Annotated in this window: 15 protein-coding genes; 7 read left to right on the top strand and 8 right to left on the bottom strand. The window is 43.2% G+C overall.

What is annotated here, in order from left to right:
* Window positions 1-334: 334 nt before the first annotated feature.
* The 4 genes from leuA (at window position 335) to leuD (ending at window position 5,178) form a co-directional block, all read left to right on the top strand.
* On the top strand, window positions 335-1,882 hold the full coding sequence (leuA, locus tag J5A60_RS01440) for a 2-isopropylmalate synthase (protein ID WP_212510335.1): 1,548 nt from the start codon (window positions 335-337) through the stop codon (window positions 1,880-1,882).
* Window positions 1,883-1,986: 104 nt separating this feature from the next.
* Window positions 1,987-3,063 carry a 3-isopropylmalate dehydrogenase gene (gene leuB / locus J5A60_RS01435; protein ID WP_212510334.1) on the top strand — a complete coding sequence of 359 codons (1,077 nt, stop codon included), beginning with the start codon at window positions 1,987-1,989 and terminating at the stop codon, window positions 3,061-3,063.
* A 77-nt stretch (window positions 3,064-3,140) separates the two neighbouring features.
* A complete protein-coding gene (gene leuC / locus J5A60_RS01430; protein ID WP_212510333.1) occupies window positions 3,141-4,550 on the top strand; it encodes a 3-isopropylmalate dehydratase large subunit in 1,410 nt (469 codons plus the stop codon).
* A 25-nt stretch (window positions 4,551-4,575) separates the two neighbouring features.
* Window positions 4,576-5,178 carry a 3-isopropylmalate dehydratase small subunit gene (leuD, locus tag J5A60_RS01425; RefSeq protein ID WP_212510332.1) on the top strand — a complete coding sequence of 201 codons (603 nt, stop codon included), beginning with the start codon at window positions 4,576-4,578 and terminating at the stop codon, window positions 5,176-5,178.
* Window positions 5,179-5,275: 97 nt separating this feature from the next.
* Here the strand turns inward: leuD and J5A60_RS01420 are convergent, their stop codons facing one another.
* Together J5A60_RS01420 and mtr are read right to left on the bottom strand one after the other, a co-directional pair.
* Window positions 5,276-6,028 (bottom strand): bifunctional 2-polyprenyl-6-hydroxyphenol methylase/3-demethylubiquinol 3-O-methyltransferase UbiG, encoded by a 753-nt coding sequence (locus tag J5A60_RS01420; RefSeq protein WP_212510331.1) that lies wholly within the window; start codon window positions 6,026-6,028, stop codon window positions 5,276-5,278.
* A gap of 1 nt (window position 6,029) precedes the next feature.
* Window positions 6,030-7,274, bottom strand: a complete 1,245-nt coding sequence (gene mtr, locus J5A60_RS01415) for a tryptophan permease (RefSeq protein ID WP_212510330.1) — start codon at window positions 7,272-7,274, stop codon at window positions 6,030-6,032.
* Between the two features lie 153 nt (window positions 7,275-7,427).
* Here mtr and ppa point away from each other — a divergent pair, with 153 nt between their 5' ends.
* Both ppa and J5A60_RS01405 read left to right on the top strand, forming a co-directional pair.
* Window positions 7,428-7,955 carry an inorganic diphosphatase gene (ppa, locus tag J5A60_RS01410; RefSeq protein WP_006716839.1) on the top strand — a complete coding sequence of 176 codons (528 nt, stop codon included), beginning with the start codon at window positions 7,428-7,430 and terminating at the stop codon, window positions 7,953-7,955.
* A gap of 78 nt (window positions 7,956-8,033) precedes the next feature.
* Window positions 8,034-8,807, top strand: a complete 774-nt coding sequence (locus J5A60_RS01405; protein WP_212510329.1) for a M48 family metallopeptidase — start codon at window positions 8,034-8,036, stop codon at window positions 8,805-8,807.
* An 81-nt stretch (window positions 8,808-8,888) separates the two neighbouring features.
* On the opposite strand, the gene J5A60_RS01400 is transcribed toward J5A60_RS01405, so the two are convergent.
* The 5 genes from J5A60_RS01400 to J5A60_RS01380 form a co-directional block, all read right to left on the bottom strand.
* Entirely contained in the window at window positions 8,889-9,653 is a 765-nt protein-coding gene (locus J5A60_RS01400; protein ID WP_212510328.1) for an energy transducer TonB, read from the bottom strand.
* A 10-nt stretch (window positions 9,654-9,663) separates the two neighbouring features.
* A complete protein-coding gene (gene exbD / locus J5A60_RS01395) occupies window positions 9,664-10,128 on the bottom strand; it encodes a TonB system transport protein ExbD (RefSeq protein ID WP_212510327.1) in 465 nt (154 codons plus the stop codon).
* A 9-nt stretch (window positions 10,129-10,137) separates the two neighbouring features.
* A complete protein-coding gene (gene exbB, locus J5A60_RS01390; protein ID WP_109432653.1) occupies window positions 10,138-10,602 on the bottom strand; it encodes a TonB-system energizer ExbB in 465 nt (154 codons plus the stop codon).
* Between the two features lie 180 nt (window positions 10,603-10,782).
* The gene (locus J5A60_RS01385) at window positions 10,783-12,045 is read right to left on the bottom strand and encodes an HlyC/CorC family transporter (protein WP_212510326.1); all 1,263 of its coding nucleotides are present in this window, start codon (window positions 12,043-12,045) and stop codon (window positions 10,783-10,785) included.
* Between the two features lie 75 nt (window positions 12,046-12,120).
* Window positions 12,121-12,915 (bottom strand): inner membrane protein YpjD, encoded by a 795-nt coding sequence (locus tag J5A60_RS01380; protein ID WP_048750000.1) that lies wholly within the window; start codon window positions 12,913-12,915, stop codon window positions 12,121-12,123.
* 152 nt (window positions 12,916-13,067) lie between these two features.
* Here J5A60_RS01380 and ffh point away from each other — a divergent pair, with 152 nt between their 5' ends.
* On the top strand, window positions 13,068-14,447 hold the full coding sequence (gene ffh, locus J5A60_RS01375; protein ID WP_212510325.1) for a signal recognition particle protein: 1,380 nt from the start codon (window positions 13,068-13,070) through the stop codon (window positions 14,445-14,447).
* Between the two features lie 124 nt (window positions 14,448-14,571).
* Here ffh and plsB read toward each other — a convergent pair whose 3' ends face one another.
* A complete protein-coding gene (gene plsB, locus J5A60_RS01370) occupies window positions 14,572-17,013 on the bottom strand; it encodes a glycerol-3-phosphate 1-O-acyltransferase PlsB (RefSeq protein ID WP_212510324.1) in 2,442 nt (813 codons plus the stop codon).
* Window positions 17,014-17,062 lie beyond the last annotated feature (49 nt).

The following is a 17,062-nucleotide window of genomic DNA, read 5'->3' as shown; positions in this document are numbered from 1 at the left end:
TCAGACAATAAATCCAAAGTTATTTCTAAAATAACGCAAAAATCAATATAAAACACTAAGCAAACGTTTGACAGAAGAATTTAAATCCGTAATATGTGACGCACTTTTACAGATTTTATGCATTAGGATTTTTCATGTTTATCACTGTTTCTTTATCCCTCAACCTGCTGCTCTCACATTCTTTGTGCGGCTAAGTTGTGGATGAAAAACAGTCAAATGTAAAACCCTCAAGATTTAAACCCGCACTCTAATTTGCGGGTTTTTTCGTTTGTACACGAGCAAAAACAACTGAAAAAGCGACCGCACTTTGAGTGATTGAAAGAAGGAAAATGTTATGACAGATCGCGTTATTATTTTTGATACGACCTTGCGTGATGGGGAACAAGCGTTAAAAGCAAGCCTTACCGTAAAAGAAAAATTACAAATTGCCCTTGCTTTAGAGCGTTTAGGCGTGGATGTCATGGAAGTGGGCTTTCCGGTCTCCTCGCAAGGGGATTTTGAATCCGTACAAACTATCGCACGCCATATCAAAAATAGTCGAGTTGCGGCACTTTCCCGCGCCGTAGATAAAGACATCGACGCGGCGTATGAAGCCTTAAAAGTGGCGGAAGCTTTCCGTATTCACACCTTTATTGCCAGTTCCGCATTACACGTGGAAGCCAAATTAAAACGGACATTTGACGATGTGGTTGAAATGGCCGTAGCCGCGGTAAAACGCGCGCGTAACTACACCGACGACGTCGAATTTTCCTGCGAAGATGCAGGACGCACAGGTATCGACAATATCTGCCGCATTGTCGAAGCAGCAATCAACGCCGGCGCCACTACCGTCAATATTCCGGACACTGTGGGCTACTGCTTACCGATGGAGTACGGCAACATCATCGCTCAAGTGCGCAATCGCGTACCAAACATCGACAAAGCGATTATTTCCGTGCACTGCCACAACGACTTAGGCATGGCGACCGCCAACTCTTTAACCGCCGTACAAAACGGCGCGCGCCAAATTGAATGTACCATCAACGGCATCGGTGAGCGCGCGGGCAACACTGCTTTGGAAGAAGTGGTCATGGCAATTAAAACCCGCCAGGCACTATTCGGCGTGGACACGCGAATTAATACCCAAGAAATTCATCGTATCAGCCAAATGGTGAGCCAACTTTGCAATATGCCAATTCAACCGAACAAAGCTATTGTGGGTTCCAATGCTTTTGCACACTCTTCCGGTATTCACCAAGACGGTATGTTGAAAAACAAAAACACCTACGAAATCATGTCGCCGGAAACCATCGGTTTGAAGAAAGAGAAATTGAACTTAACCGCGCGTTCCGGCCGTGCGGCGGTGAAAGGCCACATGACCGACATGGGCTACACCGAACAAGATTACGATTTGGATAAATTGTACGATTCCTTCTTAAAATTGGCGGACAAAAAAGGCCAAGTGTTCGATTATGACTTGGAAGCCTTGGCGTTCATTGATATGCAGCAAGGCGATGAAGATCGTTTGGTGTTAGATAAACTTTCCGCTCACTCCACCAAGGAATATCCGGCGACTGCCTTTGTTCAATTACAATTAGACGGTGAGAAATTAAGTACTTCGTCAATCGGCGGTAACGGTCCGGTCGATGCGGTTTACAACGCCATCTTAAATTTAACCGGTTTAGAGATCAAAATGTCTCACTATAACTTAACCGCCAAAGGCGAAGGCGCTGAAGCCTTAGGTCAGGTGGATATTGTGGTAGAACACGAAGGCCGTAAATTCCATGGTGTAGGTTTAGCGACGGATATCGTTGAATCTTCTGCGCTTGCCTTAGTGCACGCCATCAATGCAATTTATAGGGCGCATAAGGTGGCAGATATTAAAAATCATAAACATCATTAATCCCTTCGTAGGGACAGGCTTTATGCCTGTCCAATATTAATGAGTAATCGGACAGGCATAAAGCCTGTCCCTACAACTAAATAACAAATAAAGGATAATTCAATATGCAATCATACAACATCGCTGTTCTACCGGGAGACGGTATTGGCCCGGAAGTCATGGCGGAAGCCATTAAAGTATTAAACAAAGTCCAAGAAAAATTTGGTTTTAAACTTAACTTCAACGAGTTTTATGTGGGTGGTGCCGCAATTGATCACTGCGGTTGTCCGTTACCGGCAGAAACCTTAAAAGGTTGTGATGACGCAGATGCAATTTTGTTTGGTTCTGTGGGCGGCCCTAAATGGACAAATTTACCGCCGGATCAACAACCAGAACGCGGTGCATTGTTGCCATTGCGTAAACATTTCAAATTATTCTGTAACCTTCGCCCGGCAATCCTTTACAAAGGATTGGAAAAATTCTGTCCGTTACGAGCAGACATCGCGGCAAAAGGATTTGATATGGTGGTTGTGCGCGAATTAACGGGCGGGATTTATTTCGGTCAGCCTAAAGGTCGCGAAGGCGAAGGCGCACAAACCAAAGCATTCGATACGGAAGTTTATTACAAATATGAAATTGCACGCATTGCTCATGCGGCTTTTGATGCGGCAATGAAACGTCGGAAACATGTGACTTCTGTGGATAAAGCCAACGTATTACAAGCGTCGATTTTATGGCGTGAAACCGTGACCGAAGTGGCGAAAGACTACCCTGAAGTGACCTTAGATCATATTTATATCGACAATGCGACCATGCAGTTAATCAAAGCACCGGAGTCTTTTGATGTACTCCTCTGCTCTAATATTTTCGGCGATATTATCTCTGATGAAGCAGGGATGATCACAGGTTCTATGGGCATGTTGCCATCTGCCAGCTTAAATGAAGAAGGTTTCGGCTTATATGAACCGGCTGGCGGTTCTGCCCCTGATATCGCAGGCAAAGGCATTGCCAACCCGATCGCACAAATTCTTTCTGCCGCGATGATGTTGCGTTACAGCTTCAACTTAAACGAAGCAGCGGATGCGATTGAAAATGCAGTACAAGAAGTCTTAGCAAATGGTCACCGTACCGGCGATTTAGCCGATGACTCCACCCCTGTTTCAACGGCAGAAATGGGTACGTTAATCGCTAACGCAATCTAATCAAAAACAATTAAAGTGCGGTTTAAAACACTGTCAAATTTAACCGCACTTACTACTCTAATGAATTGAGAAAAATTATGGCAAAAACACTTTACGAAAAATTATTCGATGCCCACGTGGTGTACGAAGCGGAAGGCGAAACGCCGATTTTGTATATTAACCGTCATTTAATCCATGAAGTGACCAGTCCGCAAGCTTTTGACGGTTTACGTGTTGCGGGTCGTCAAGTACGCCAAGTAAGCAAAACTTTCGGTACCATGGATCACAGTATTTCCACTCAAGTACGTGATGTGAACAAACTTGAAGGCCAAGCGAAAATTCAAGTATTGGAGCTCGCAAAAAACACAAAAGCGACCGGTATTCAATTATTCGACATGACCACCAAAGAACAAGGTATCGTGCATGTGATGGGGCCTGAACAAGGCTTAACTTTACCGGGTATGACTATCGTTTGTGGTGACTCTCATACCGCCACTCACGGTGCATTCGGTGCTTTGGCATTTGGTATTGGTACATCTGAAGTAGAACACGTATTAGCCACACAAACCTTAAAACAAGCTCGCGCAAAAAATATGAAAATTGAAGTGCGCGGCAAAGTAGCGCCAGGCATTACCGCAAAAGACATTATTCTTGCCATTATCGGTAAAACCACCATGGCGGGCGGTACAGGCCATGTAGTGGAATTCTGCGGCGAAGCGATTCGTGACCTTTCTATGGAAGGCCGTATGACCGTTTGTAATATGGCGATTGAAATGGGCGCGAAAGCGGGCTTAATCGCACCGGATGAAACTACTTTCGAATACTTAAAAGGTCGTCCACATGCCCCGAAAGGGAAAGATTGGGATGATGCCGTTGCTTATTGGGAAACCTTAAAATCCGATGATGATGCGAAATTTGACACGGTCATCACATTAGAAGCGAAAGATATTGCGCCACAGGTAACTTGGGGAACAAACCCAGGCCAAGTAATCGGTATCGATCAGCCAGTGCCAAACCCAGCAGAAATGACCGATCCGGTGACTCGTGCCTCAGCAGAAAAAGCATTGAATTATATTGGCTTAGACGCTAACACTGATTTAAAAAATATCCCTGTAGATCAAGTCTTTATCGGTTCTTGTACTAATGCGCGTATCGAAGATTTACGTGCGGCAGCGGCTGTGATGAAAGGTCGCAAAAAAGCCGATAACGTAAAACGGATTTTAGTGGTGCCGGGTTCCGGCTTAGTGAAAGAACAAGCAGAAAAAGAAGGTTTGGATAAAATCTTTATTGAAGCGGGAGCAGAATGGCGCAATCCGGGCTGTTCCATGTGTTTAGGGATGAATGATGACCGTTTAGGCGAATGGGAACGTTGTGCTTCCACTTCAAACCGTAACTTTGAAGGTCGCCAAGGCCGTAACGGACGTACCCACTTGGTGAGCCCAGCCATGGCAGCCGCAGCGGGAATGTTCGGTAAATTCGTTGATATTCGTGAAGTGGCATCAAATTAAGGCCCAAAGAAGAGGAAAAAGAAAAATGGCAGGATTCAAACAACTTTCAGGCTTAGTAGTGCCATTGGATGCCGCGAATGTGGACACAGATGCGATTATTCCAAAACAATTTTTACAAGCCATTACCCGCGTAGGTTTCGGCAAACACTTATTCCATGAATGGCGTTATTTGGATGTAGAAGGCACCAAATCGAATCCGAAATTTGTGCTGAATTACCCACAATATCAGGGGGCGACTATTTTATTAGCACGCAAAAACCTCGGCTGTGGTTCTTCGCGTGAACACGCGCCTTGGGCATTAGCCGATTATGGTTTCAAAGTGATGATCGCACCCAGCTTTGCAGATATTTTCTATAACAACAGTTTAAACAACCACATGTTACCGATTCGTTTAAGCGAAGAGGAAGTGGAAGAAATCTTCCAATGGGTGTGGGCGAATGAAGGTAAGCCAATTCATGTGGACTTGGAAGCCATGACCGTGACCGTAGGTGACAAAGTGTATCACTTTGAACTGGACGAATTCCGCCGCCATTGTTTGTTAAACGGCTTGGATAATATCGGTTTAACCCTTCAACACGAAGACAAAATCGCAGAATACGAAAGCAAGATTCCGGCGTTCTTACGCTAACTTTTTATCACTCGGAAAGCAGATATTTTCTGCGCTAAAAGGCGGACAAATTGTCCGCCTTCTTTTTCTCAAAAACACGTCAAAAACCGACCGCACTTTATGTGTTTTTTCTCGCCTTAACAAACAACAATACCGGGCGATGTTGTAAATCTTTAAACTCATCCTGCCATTGCGGTTGGTCTGCAAGCATTGGCTCCGCCATTTGCTCAATGTGAAAACCAGCAGAAATCAAATTGTTGATGATGGTCGCAGTGGTGCGGTGATAGGTAGTGAAAGGCTGTTTAAACCAGTTGCGTTGGCGTTCGCCTTCATCACGATAGAAATTGAGACGATAGGCGAGTTGGCGTTTTTGTGCGTCTTTTTCCCAACGCTCACCGCCTTGATAACAGGTCACAATGGGATGCTCTTGAGAGAAAACCAATTGTCCGTTTGGTTTCAGTTTGGCATGAATTTTTGCTAATAAGGCAGGAAAATCCTGCACATAATGAAAAGCAAAAGAACTGGTGATTAAATCAAAACCTCCCTCATTTAACTGATCTAAACGCTCCATGGGAGCTTGCTCCAGTAAAAAGTGCGGTCGAAATTCTGCAAGATTTTTTGCTGCCTGTTGCAACATGGCTTGGGACAAATCTATACCGGCAACAAATGCGGCACCCCGTTCTAAATAGCGCTTGAGATGTTCTCCGCAACCACAGCCTAAATCTAAAATACGCTTATCTGACACGTCGCCGACTAAGCCCAACATGGTGGGCTTTTCGACGATTTCATTTAAGCTGTTCGGGTTACTGCGCAGTTTCTGGTACAGGTCGAAAAAACCGTCCTTGTCATACACGCTTTGCTTGTCTTGCATATTATCCTTTGAAATCAGCAATCCAACCGAGCTGCAATGCTACTTGCGCAAAGATGTTTAATAAACCGAATAAAATCACAAAATACACCATGAAGTTACCGCCATGTACGCGATAGGTGGCATTCGGGAATTTTTTACGGCTCGCTTTTGCCAACAATGCCGGCACAATGGCAGCCCAAATCGTGGCGGCTAAACCCGCGTAACCGATAGCAATAACGAAGCCGAACGGGAATTGCAAACTCAGCAATAACGGCGGCAGGAAAGTGACTAATGTCGTTTTCGTGCGTCCTAAGCGGCTGTCATCGAATTTACATAAGTCAGCGATGTAATCGAATAAGCCTAAGGTGACACCAAGGAAAGAACTGGCGATAGCCATGTAGGCAAAGAAATTCAAAATAATCCCAATGTAATCCGTTTGGATGTATTTGTTCAAAGCTTCTAATAAGGCCGCTACATCACCGCCTTTGGCGATGACCGGTGCAAACTCGGCTCGCGGTAAGTTACCTTGAACGGCAAGCTGCCATAAAATATAAATAATCAACGCCAAACCGGTACCAAGGAAAATGGATTTCATCACGCGCTTGCCGTCACGATCATAGTATTTCACCAAACTCGGGACGTTGCCGTGGAAACCAAATGACACCAAACACACCGGAAGTGCGGTCAAAATATAAGGTAAATATTGCTGTTCGCCCTGTGCCACTGTATTAAGCAACACATCGGCTTTCACCGAACTCAACAAACCGGAGGTAGAAAGGAAGAAAGAAATGATCATACCGGCAATTAACACCGTACTAAAACGGTCAACCGCTTTGGTAGAGAACCACACAAACGCCGCCAACACAAAACAGAAAATCAAGGAGCCTGCAGTGCGCCCCACTTCCACGTTTTCACCTAACTGATTCAGGAAACTTTCCGTGATGCTGCCGCCGGAAGTGATGTAGGCATAAGTAAGAATGTAAAGTACAAAGGCGACGGATAAGCCATTAATGACGTTCCAGCCTTTGCCTAATAAATCGGTCACAATCGTATCGAAACTCGCGCCGGTCGGATAATGCAAATTGGCTTCCAAAATCATTAAGCCCGACGTGGTCATACAAAACCAGGTGTAAATCAGAATCAAAATTGAACCGAAAAACCAAATGCCGGCAGTGGATGTCGGGTTTGCAAGCATACCGGCGCCGATTGCCGTACCTGCGATAATCATCGCGCCACCGAGTAAAGAAGGGCGTTTTTGTGTTGTCATTATAAAATCCTCTCTCAAAATTTTGGACTATTATAATAGTACAATAATAAAAAACAACTGGATTTTATTATGTCGTTTTCCCTCAACTCGACAAATGAAGCCGATTACCGCTATAATTGCGACGTTTATTTAACTCACAAGAAGGAATAACAAATGGGCTTAGAAAGCGTACCGGCAGGTAAAGAATTACCAGATGACATCTATGTTGTTATTGAAATCCCTGCAAACTCTGATCCAATCAAATACGAAGTAGACAAAGAAACCGGCACATTATTTGTGGATCGTTTCATGGCAACCGCCATGTTCTATCCGGCAAACTACGGTTATGTGAACAACACCTTATCTTCTGACGGCGACCCGGTTGACGTACTAGTGCCAACACCGTATCCGTTACAACCTGGCTCTGTGATTCGTTGCCGTCCGGTAGGCGTGTTGAAAATGACCGATGAAGCCGGTGGCGATGCAAAAGTGGTGGCAGTACCGCACACGAAATTAAGTAAAGAATACGACCACATCAAAGACGTGGGCGATTTACCGGAATTATTAAAAGCACAAATCAAACACTTCTTCGAAAGCTACAAAGCGTTAGAAGCAGGTAAATGGGTGAAAGTTGAAGGATGGGAAGGCGTTGACGCAGCGCGTAAAGAAATCCTTGATTCATTTGAACGTGCGAAAAAATAATCAAAAATCACCCAAAAAACAGGCCGCATCTTTAAAAAGTGCGGTCTTTTTTACGCACAAATCTACGAGGGAAAATCTATGTTCAAATTTGGTAAAACATTAGCATTGGTCTCCATCATCGGTATTTTAAGTGCTTGTGCCGATTCTGCTTCAATCAATCAACAAGCGGCAATGGGCTATCGTCAAATGATCTCCGAAGCAAAAGCAAAGGGGCAATTAGATACCCAATCCCGCACCGCTCAACGAGTGCACAAGATTTTCAACAAAATGGTGCCTTATGCCAATGCGGAAAACCACACCGGTCAGCCGTTTAACTGGCAAATCGAAGTGATTAAATCGAAAGAACTTAATGCTTGGGCAATGCCGGGCGGCAAAATGGCATTTTATACCGGTTTAGTAGAAAGCTTGAACCTCACGGATGATGAAATCGCGACAGTGATGGGGCATGAAATGGCTCACGCCTTAAAAGAGCATGGTAAAAAGAAAGCCAATATGGGGCAATTCACTGACGTACTTGCTGGCGTCGCCCATGTTGCATTATCAACTCAGATCGGTTCTGATGGTAGCGCTATTGTCGTTGGTTTAACCAAAGACTGGGCGTTAGATAAACCTTATTCCCGTAGTGCCGAAACAGAAGCGGATGAAGTCGGTTTATTATTAATGGCCAAATCCGGTTACAACCCACAAGCAGCACCGGGATTATGGGACAAAATGCAAAAAGCGTCTAAAGGTTCACAAAGTGTGTTGGATAAACTCAGTTCCACCCACCCAAGCGACAAAGATCGCCAAGAAAACTTATTACGCCTCATGCCGGAAGCAATGGCGCTCTATCAGAAAAGCAAACACAGCTAATTTTCTGCATTAAGAGGCAATAAAAAGTACGGTCAAAAATTTATTTATTTTTTGACCGCACTTTTATTTGTAAGAAAGAAATTATCTCAGATTGAAACTGATCGGCACCGTAATACTGGAAGAAACACCTGCAGGACGAGGGCCGATAGAACGAGCACTGCCCACAGCTTTTAATGCGGCACTATCCAAATCCTCAACACCGGAGCTTTTCACTACACTAGCACCGCTGATACTACCATCGGCTGCAATTGAGAAGGACACGGTGACAACACCTTGTTTACGCATCATTTGTGCACGTGCCGGATAACGTTTATGTTTTTCAATCTCACGTCGAACGGCTGACAAATAAGCATCTCTCTCACTGCCGCCCACGCCATTACCAACCAAATTCGGATTGGTCGTATTTGCCGGACCAGTAGTGGTTGCCTTAGAGTTAACGGACGCATTGGATTCAACAGTTCGATCACCTACCACCGCATCAGTTTTTGGTTTCGGTTTATCCTTTGGCTTCTCTTTTGGTTTTTCTTTCGGTTTTTCTTTTGGTTTCTCTTTCGGCTTTTCAGGCTCTTTCGGTTTTTCAACCTTAGGTGGTTCCGGTTTTAATGTTGGGTCTTCCACCATTTCCTGTTTTTCCGGCTCTGGTGCTTTTTCCACCACCGGTGGCGTGTCCGCTTCCACCATCGCCATAAGCATCTCCATAGAAATACTGGTAGAAATTTCGCCGGTTGCGCTATTTGCCGTTGTATCTGTTTTCGTTAAATGGCTCCAAAACAACACAAGGACAATAATGGCATGAATAACAACAGATAACAGGAAACTTAACAGCGAACGTTTGGCATTCTGCATTCAGACTCTCCTACTGCGCTGCCGATTTTGTTTCTGCATTGCCCTTTTGTGGAGCGGCAGGTGTTGCCAACGGAGCATCTGTCGATTTTGATTTTTCGCCGCCTTTAGTTGCCACAATGGCAACATCTTTAATCTCATTTTTTGCCAATAAATCAGTTACTGACACGAAATCTTGGAAAGTAGCGCCAGCGTCAATTTTCAACGTCACTTTTTGGGTTTTATCCCAAGCAGAAATTTCTGTTTCTAACGATTCCAAGCTGGTCGGTTTGTCGTTAAAGAATACTTCCCCTTCAGCAGTCACCGTCAATAATTTCGCCAACTCACTGGATTTAAATGCCACAGAAGAACTGGCTTTCGGCACATTCACTTGGATTTTCCCTTGAGAAATGAAAGACGCCGTAATCAATACGATGGCAAGCAACACCAACATAATATCAATGAACGGGATAATGTTGATTTCATCAAACTTTTTCACGGTGATTCCTTATGCTTCGGTATCTTCTTTATTCTTTTGAGAATGTAATACTTTCCATTTCAAACGGTTAACTTCTACTTTACGACCTAAGGCGTTATAGAAAATCATGGAAGGAATTGCCACAAGAATCCCAAGTGCGGTCGCTTTTAACGCTAAAGATAAGTGCATCATGATTTCGCCGGCATTGACATCACCACCGGATTGACCAATTTGGTAGAACGTTAAAAGGATCCCAATTACCGTTCCCAATAACCCCACGTAAGGCGCATTCGCACCAACGGTGGAAATCACAGTAAGGTTGCGATTTAAATCAATTTCAAGAGCGTGAATCGTAGAATATTGGTTGACTTTAACACGAGATAAAAAGAAGAAACGCTCGATTACCATGGCGAGCATTAAGATGCTCATAAATAACAATAAACCGATGATGATGTAATCACTGTAATTGTGTAAAAATTCAAAAATTTGTGGCATTTGTTTTCCCTTAGACGAGGTGCTTAAAATATAAAAAAGAAGGAGATAAATCACACTCCTTTTACAACTGATAATGAATCGCATTAATTATAAGAATCTTCCATCGTTTGTAAATTAAAATTTAGCAATAAAAAAAGCGATGAAGACACTTCATCGCTTTAATTTGATTTAAGTCAGATTTTAGAGCTTAACTACTTTCGCTTGTTTAATCATGTTGTCACTCACTTCCAAAATAGTCACTCGCAATCCATTCACTTCACAAACAGTGCCTTCTTCAGGAATTTCTTCCAAATGCTCCAAAATCAAACCGTTAAATGTACGCGCATCTTCGGTGTCTAAATTCCAATTAAACATTTTATTTAAATCGCGCAAATTGGCAGAACCCTCAATAATCATCGAACCATCAGATTGCTGTACAACTTCTTCATCAATTGTCGGCGCGTTAGATGTGGTGAAATCTCCCACGATTTCTTCCAAAATGTCTTCCAAGGTAACCAAACCTTTAATATCGCCATATTCATCCACCACCAAGCCGATACGCTCTTTTTTATTACGGAAATTAGCTAATTGTGTCTTCAAAGCCGTGCCTTCAGGAATGAAATACACTTCATCGGCAGCACGGATCAAGGTTTCTTTGGTAAATTCATTTTTTTCCAGTAACAAACGAAACGCTTCACGCACACGCAAAATACCGAGCACGTTTTCGTCCATACTGCCTTTATACAACACCACGCGGTTATGTGCCGCATGATTGAGCTGGCGCATAATAGATTTCCAGTCATCATCAATATCAATGCCGCCGATTTCATTGCGTGGCACCATGATGTCATCCACGGTAACGGTTTCCATATCCAAAATAGACAACAACATTTGCGGATGTTGCTCATCCGGTGTCGCTTCCCCCGCTTCGGAAACGATGCTGCGCAATTCTTCGCGGCTAATGACTTGTTTTTTCAAATCCGGTTTTAAGCCCACCAAACGCATTAAAAATTTGGTTAATACATTCATCACCCAAACTAAAGGAGCAAAAACTTTGAGTAATGGGGTTAATAGATGGCTCGAGGTCAACCCCACTTTTTCCGGGTGCATCGCTGCCACCGTTTTGGGGAAAATTTCAGAGAAAATCAACATCACGAACGTTAATGCACCGGTGGCAATCGCCACACCGGCATCACCATATAATCGCATCCCAATCACGGTCGCAATCGCCGAGGCACTAATATTCACAAGGTTATTAAAGATAAGAATAAAACTCAGTAGTTTGTCCGGTTTGGCAAGCAACATCTCCGCTTTTTTGGCGCCTTTATTGCCCTGCTCTGCTAAAAAACGCAGGCGATATTTATTTAAAGAAAGCAAACCTGTTTCAGAACCGGAAAAATAGGCAGAAAGGACTAAACAGGCAATTAAAATGATAAATAACGTACTAAGGGGAATACTATCCAAAGTGAAATCCTTATATTGACTTAAAAATAAAAAAGGCGGGAAAAACTCACCGCACTTTTTTCTCATTTACTGATATTACACAATCAGACGACTACCGAAATAAGCAATCGTGAGCAAAATCATACCTGAAATTGCATAAATAATCATCTTTTTTCCACGCCAGCGGTAGTGCTTATAGCCTAAAATCGCAATGCCGAATACAATCCAGCCGAATAACGAAAATAAACCTTTATGAATATTATCCGGCGTCATGGCGTTAACCAAATGAAAGGTGCCGGAGATGAGGGTGAATGTCATCAATACTTCGCCACTGACCAATAAACGGAAAAAATGACGCTCTACTGTCATAAGCGGCGGCACCATTGGTGAAAAAGTCATCTTTTTGCTTTTCAAACGACGATCAAGCCAGACCAATTGAATCGCATACAGAGTCGCGATACAGCACACGGCATAAGCAAAAATCGATAAGCCGATATGAAAAAGCATAGACGTATTTTGGTTCAATAATTGAATAATGTGGCTTGGAAGAAAAGTGGCATAAATCAAATTAATAATGGAAAAACAATAAACAATCGGTAACACAAACCACATGGTGTTGACGCGCAACATGGCTAACGTGGCAAGTATAGCAATCATGACACTCATCAATGAAGCCACTTCCATAATGCTGAAATTCTGCCCTTCTGCCAAGTTTCCCAATAGCGGGAAAGTGCTAATAAGGTGAAAAACCACCGCCAAAAGTGCGGTCAAAAAAAACTGTGTTTTTTTAGTTTTAACATCGGCTCCCGCCACTTGCGAGGTTAATAAAATGGGAGCAATGCGTAACACACTGATGAGGTAAAAAAGAATTGATAAAACAGCAAACCACATAATTGTTCTTCCTTTGTTTTGTTGGCGTTTTATTCTAACGAGATCAAGCTAAAATCGCCACGACTTTATTTGACGTGAAAATGCGCGGAATTTCAGTATAATGAACGGCATTTTACCGATGATACCTTTCCGATTTAACCACAGGAAATATTATGTTTGAGAATTTATCCGATCGTCTTTCCAAAACCTTACGCAATATTAGCGGTCGAGGTCGTTTAACCGAAGATAACATTAAAGAAACCTTGCGCGAAGTTCGCATGGCATTGTTAGAAGCTGATGTGGCGTTGCCGGTCGTGCGCGATTTTATTAACAATGTAAAAGAACGTGCCATTGGGGTGGAAGTCAATAAAAGCCTTACCCCGGGACAAGAATTCGTCAAAATCGTCCAAGCCGAATTAGAAGCGGCGATGGGTGAAGCCAACGAAAGTTTAAATCTGGCTACCCAACCGCCTGCCGTGATTTTAATGGCGGGTCTGCAAGGAGCAGGGAAAACCACCAGCGTGGGTAAACTGGCCAAATTTCTGCGTGAACGTCATAAGAAAAAAGTGCTTGTTGTTTCTGCCGACGTCTATCGTCCGGCGGCGATTAAGCAATTAGAAACCCTCGCTCAAGGGGGTAATGTCGATTTCTTCCCGTCAGATGTGAAACAAAAGCCGGTAGATATTGCGAAAGCCGCGTTGGCAGACGCGAAATTAAAATTCTACGATGTGCTGATCGTGGATACCGCCGGTCGTTTGCACGTTGATAGTGAAATGATGGATGAAATCAAGCAGATTCACGCAGTGTTAAATCCAATTGAAACACTCTTCACCGTGGATGCTATGACCGGTCAAGATGCCGCGAATACGGCAAAAGCCTTTAATGAAGCCTTACCGCTTACCGGTGTCATTCTCACCAAAGTGGATGGCGATGCTCGTGGCGGTGCCGCACTATCGATTCGTCAAATCACCGGCAAGCCGATTAAATTCCTCGGGGTGGGTGAAAAAACCGATGCATTAGAACCCTTCCATCCGGATCGTGTGGCGTCACGTATTCTTGGCATGGGTGATGTGCTTTCCTTAATTGAAGATTTAGAACGTTCCGTTGACCGTGAAAAAGCGGAAAAAATGGCGCAAAAATTCAAAAAGGGCGACGATTTCACCTTAGAAGATTTCCGCGAACAATTACGCGAAATGAAAAAAATGGGTGGCATGATGTCCATGTTGGAAAAATTACCAGGCGCTAAAAACCTGCCGGATCATGTGAAAAATCAGGTGGACGACAAAATGTTCAACAAACTCGAAGCCATCATCAATTCCATGACCTTAAAAGAACGCGCGAATCCGGACATCATCAAAGGCTCTCGCCGTCGTCGCATTGCTCTTGGTTCCGGCACGCAGGTGCAAGATGTAAACAAGCTACTCAAACAATTTGACGAAATGCAACGCATGATGAAGAAAATGCGTAAAGGCGGTATGGCCAAAATGATGCGTGGCATGCAAGGCTTAATGGGCGGCGGGCTCGGCGGATTAGGCGGAATGTTTAGACGTTAACTCAGACGCAAAGAAAAAGCCATCTAAAGGAAGATGACTTTTTTATTAACAAATAATTTAAGAAACCAAAGTGCGGTCGAGAAAAATAATGTTTTTTATGACCGTACTTTTATTATTCTGTTTCTTAACTTTCGTTGTGTTCTTTCTCTTCTACTTTTGTCACGGCACCGTTAATCGTTAAGCAAATTTCCGTTGAAATCAGATGGGTTAGAATCTCTGCTAATACATGCAATTTTTCGGTATTTGCACTGCCGCTTTCATTGAAATAGCCTTGGTCTTTTAAACTATTCGTAAAGGCTGAGAAAACCGCTTTATCAAAGAATTCAGGTGCATTAATGCCATGTAGGACAGACAACCGTTGTGCCACAGACTGACTTTCTTTTTCCAAATCTGCACGGGAAATCAATGGATTATTTTGCAGTAAATTCACTGTAATGTAATAGCGTTGTAAGATTTCACGTACACCGGCAGACCAAAGTTGCAACATCCGAATATTCGGCTTATTGATTGTCAGCATATTCTCACTGTGCTTAATAATATTTTGGCGTTGAAATTCGTTAATGATTTGCTCTACACGCTGTACGATCTGATTTTCTTCCGTAAAATGCAAGAATAATTCGCTACGCAAGAACGGGTAAATCTTAAGCACGGCATCTAACACTAAATCCTTTTGAATACCTTCGTAATGCAACACAATACTTGCGACCAAGGATGGCAACACAAATAAGTGTTGAATGTTATTGCGGTAGTAGGTCATTAACACGGCTGAAGAACGTTCCAAACGGACAATTTCACCGAAGTTGTCTTTCTCCACCAAAATACCGACTCGATCCAGACTTAACACATGATCCAGCATAATTTCCGGTTTTTCAGCCGGAACAACAATATCGTCAGAATATGGTACGTTTTGCAATAATTGTTGATAACTGGAAAGTTGCTCTAACAATTGCTCACGAGAAAGTGCACGTTGACGGGAAGACAATAATGCCGTGCCGGTTAAGTTCATCGCATTCACTGCTGCGGCTTTATTAATGTTCACCATTACTTGATGAGAAACCGCATCGACAGCTTTGTTAAACCATTGCGGGCGATCTTCCGGTGGCTCTTTCCATTCCGGGAAGTTTTGATTTAAATAAGCATTTAACGTAATAGGCTCACCAAAATTCACATAGCCTTTGCCCAAATTACGCAATTTTTTAATCACACGTAATACCAAGCCGGCATTTTCTTTTTCTTTCGCCGCACCACGTAATTCTTTGGCGTAAGTGTCCACTTCTAAAACGTGTTCATACCCCACATACACCGGCACAACCGTAATCGGTCGGCTCTGTTGTTGCTGTAATGCCTGTAATGTCATGGACATCATACCGGTTTTTGGTGCAAGTAAACGCCCCGTACGTGAACGCCCACCTTCAATAAAGTATTCCACCGCATACCCACGATGGAACAACTCCGACAAATATTCACGGAAAATCGTAGAATATAAGCGGTTACCTTTAAAGGTTCGACGAATGAAAAATGCCCCACCACGGCGGAACATCCCACCAACCGGCCAGAAATTAAGGTTAATTCCTGCGGCAATATGCGGAGTCACCAAACCTTGGTGATATAACACATAGGAAAGCAATAAATAGTCAATGTGGCTACGATGACAAGGCACGTACACGATTTCATGGCCTTCTAACGCCAGTTTACGCACGCGATCCGCATTCTCTACTTGAATTCCTTGATACAATTTGTTCCACAACCAACGCAAGAAACGATCCGCTACACGTAAACTTTCATAGCTCACATTCGCCGCAATTTCATCCAGAATCTTTTCAGCTTCTTTATACGCTTTCTCTTTACTGATGTTCTTACTTTTCGCTTCGTCTTCGATTGCCGCTAAAATCACCGGCAGTTGCAATAATTTATTGAACATGGCTTGGCGATTTGGCAAGCGCGGACCGGTCGCCGAAATTCTCTGCTTAGCAAAATGCATTTTGGCTACACGAGCTAATTTTTGTGCAATTTTCTGATCAAATCCATGTTCACGAGTCATATAACGTAAAGACACCGCTTGAGAGAAACGCACAAAGGTGTCACGTCCAAACCATAATGCCGCGACTGTTTTTTGTAGCCCGTTTAACAAACGTAAGTTTGGCAAGCCCGTTTGATCTTCACGCCCCGGAGCTCTTCCCCATAACACCGAAACAGGAATTAACTGCACGTCTAAATCCGGTGAAGTGCGGTGCAATTCCAAATATTTATTGAAAACAGTGATCGTTTCTTTTTTGGCGCCTTTCGATTTAAAAAAACGGCGACCTTCATCTAAAAAAACAAAGCGAGGTAATAAATTGCCATTAATTTCATTTTGTTCTAAAGGATCCGGCAAGCCCACACTCAAACAGTTTTTACGGAAAATCACAAAATCGGTTTGTGATGTATAAGGCAACACATAAACGATAGGTTGGGAAATATTTAGTTCTAGTTCTTCAATAGGATGATGAGGAATCGGATTATTTTTTACTAAAATCGACAATGGCAATTCAAGTAATTTCCGGTAAGCATTCAGAAAACCAGCCATAATAAATGTCCTTGTATAATTAACGTTATTTCACATACTTTGTGCAAAA

It is taken from the genome of Aggregatibacter sp. oral taxon 513, from assembly GCF_018128305.1.
In the GTDB taxonomy this organism is placed as follows: Bacteria; Pseudomonadota; Gammaproteobacteria; order Enterobacterales; family Pasteurellaceae; genus Aggregatibacter; species Aggregatibacter segnis_A.
The sequence above is the reverse complement of the archived record's forward strand: the minus strand, read 5'-3'. Positions and strand labels throughout refer to the sequence as shown.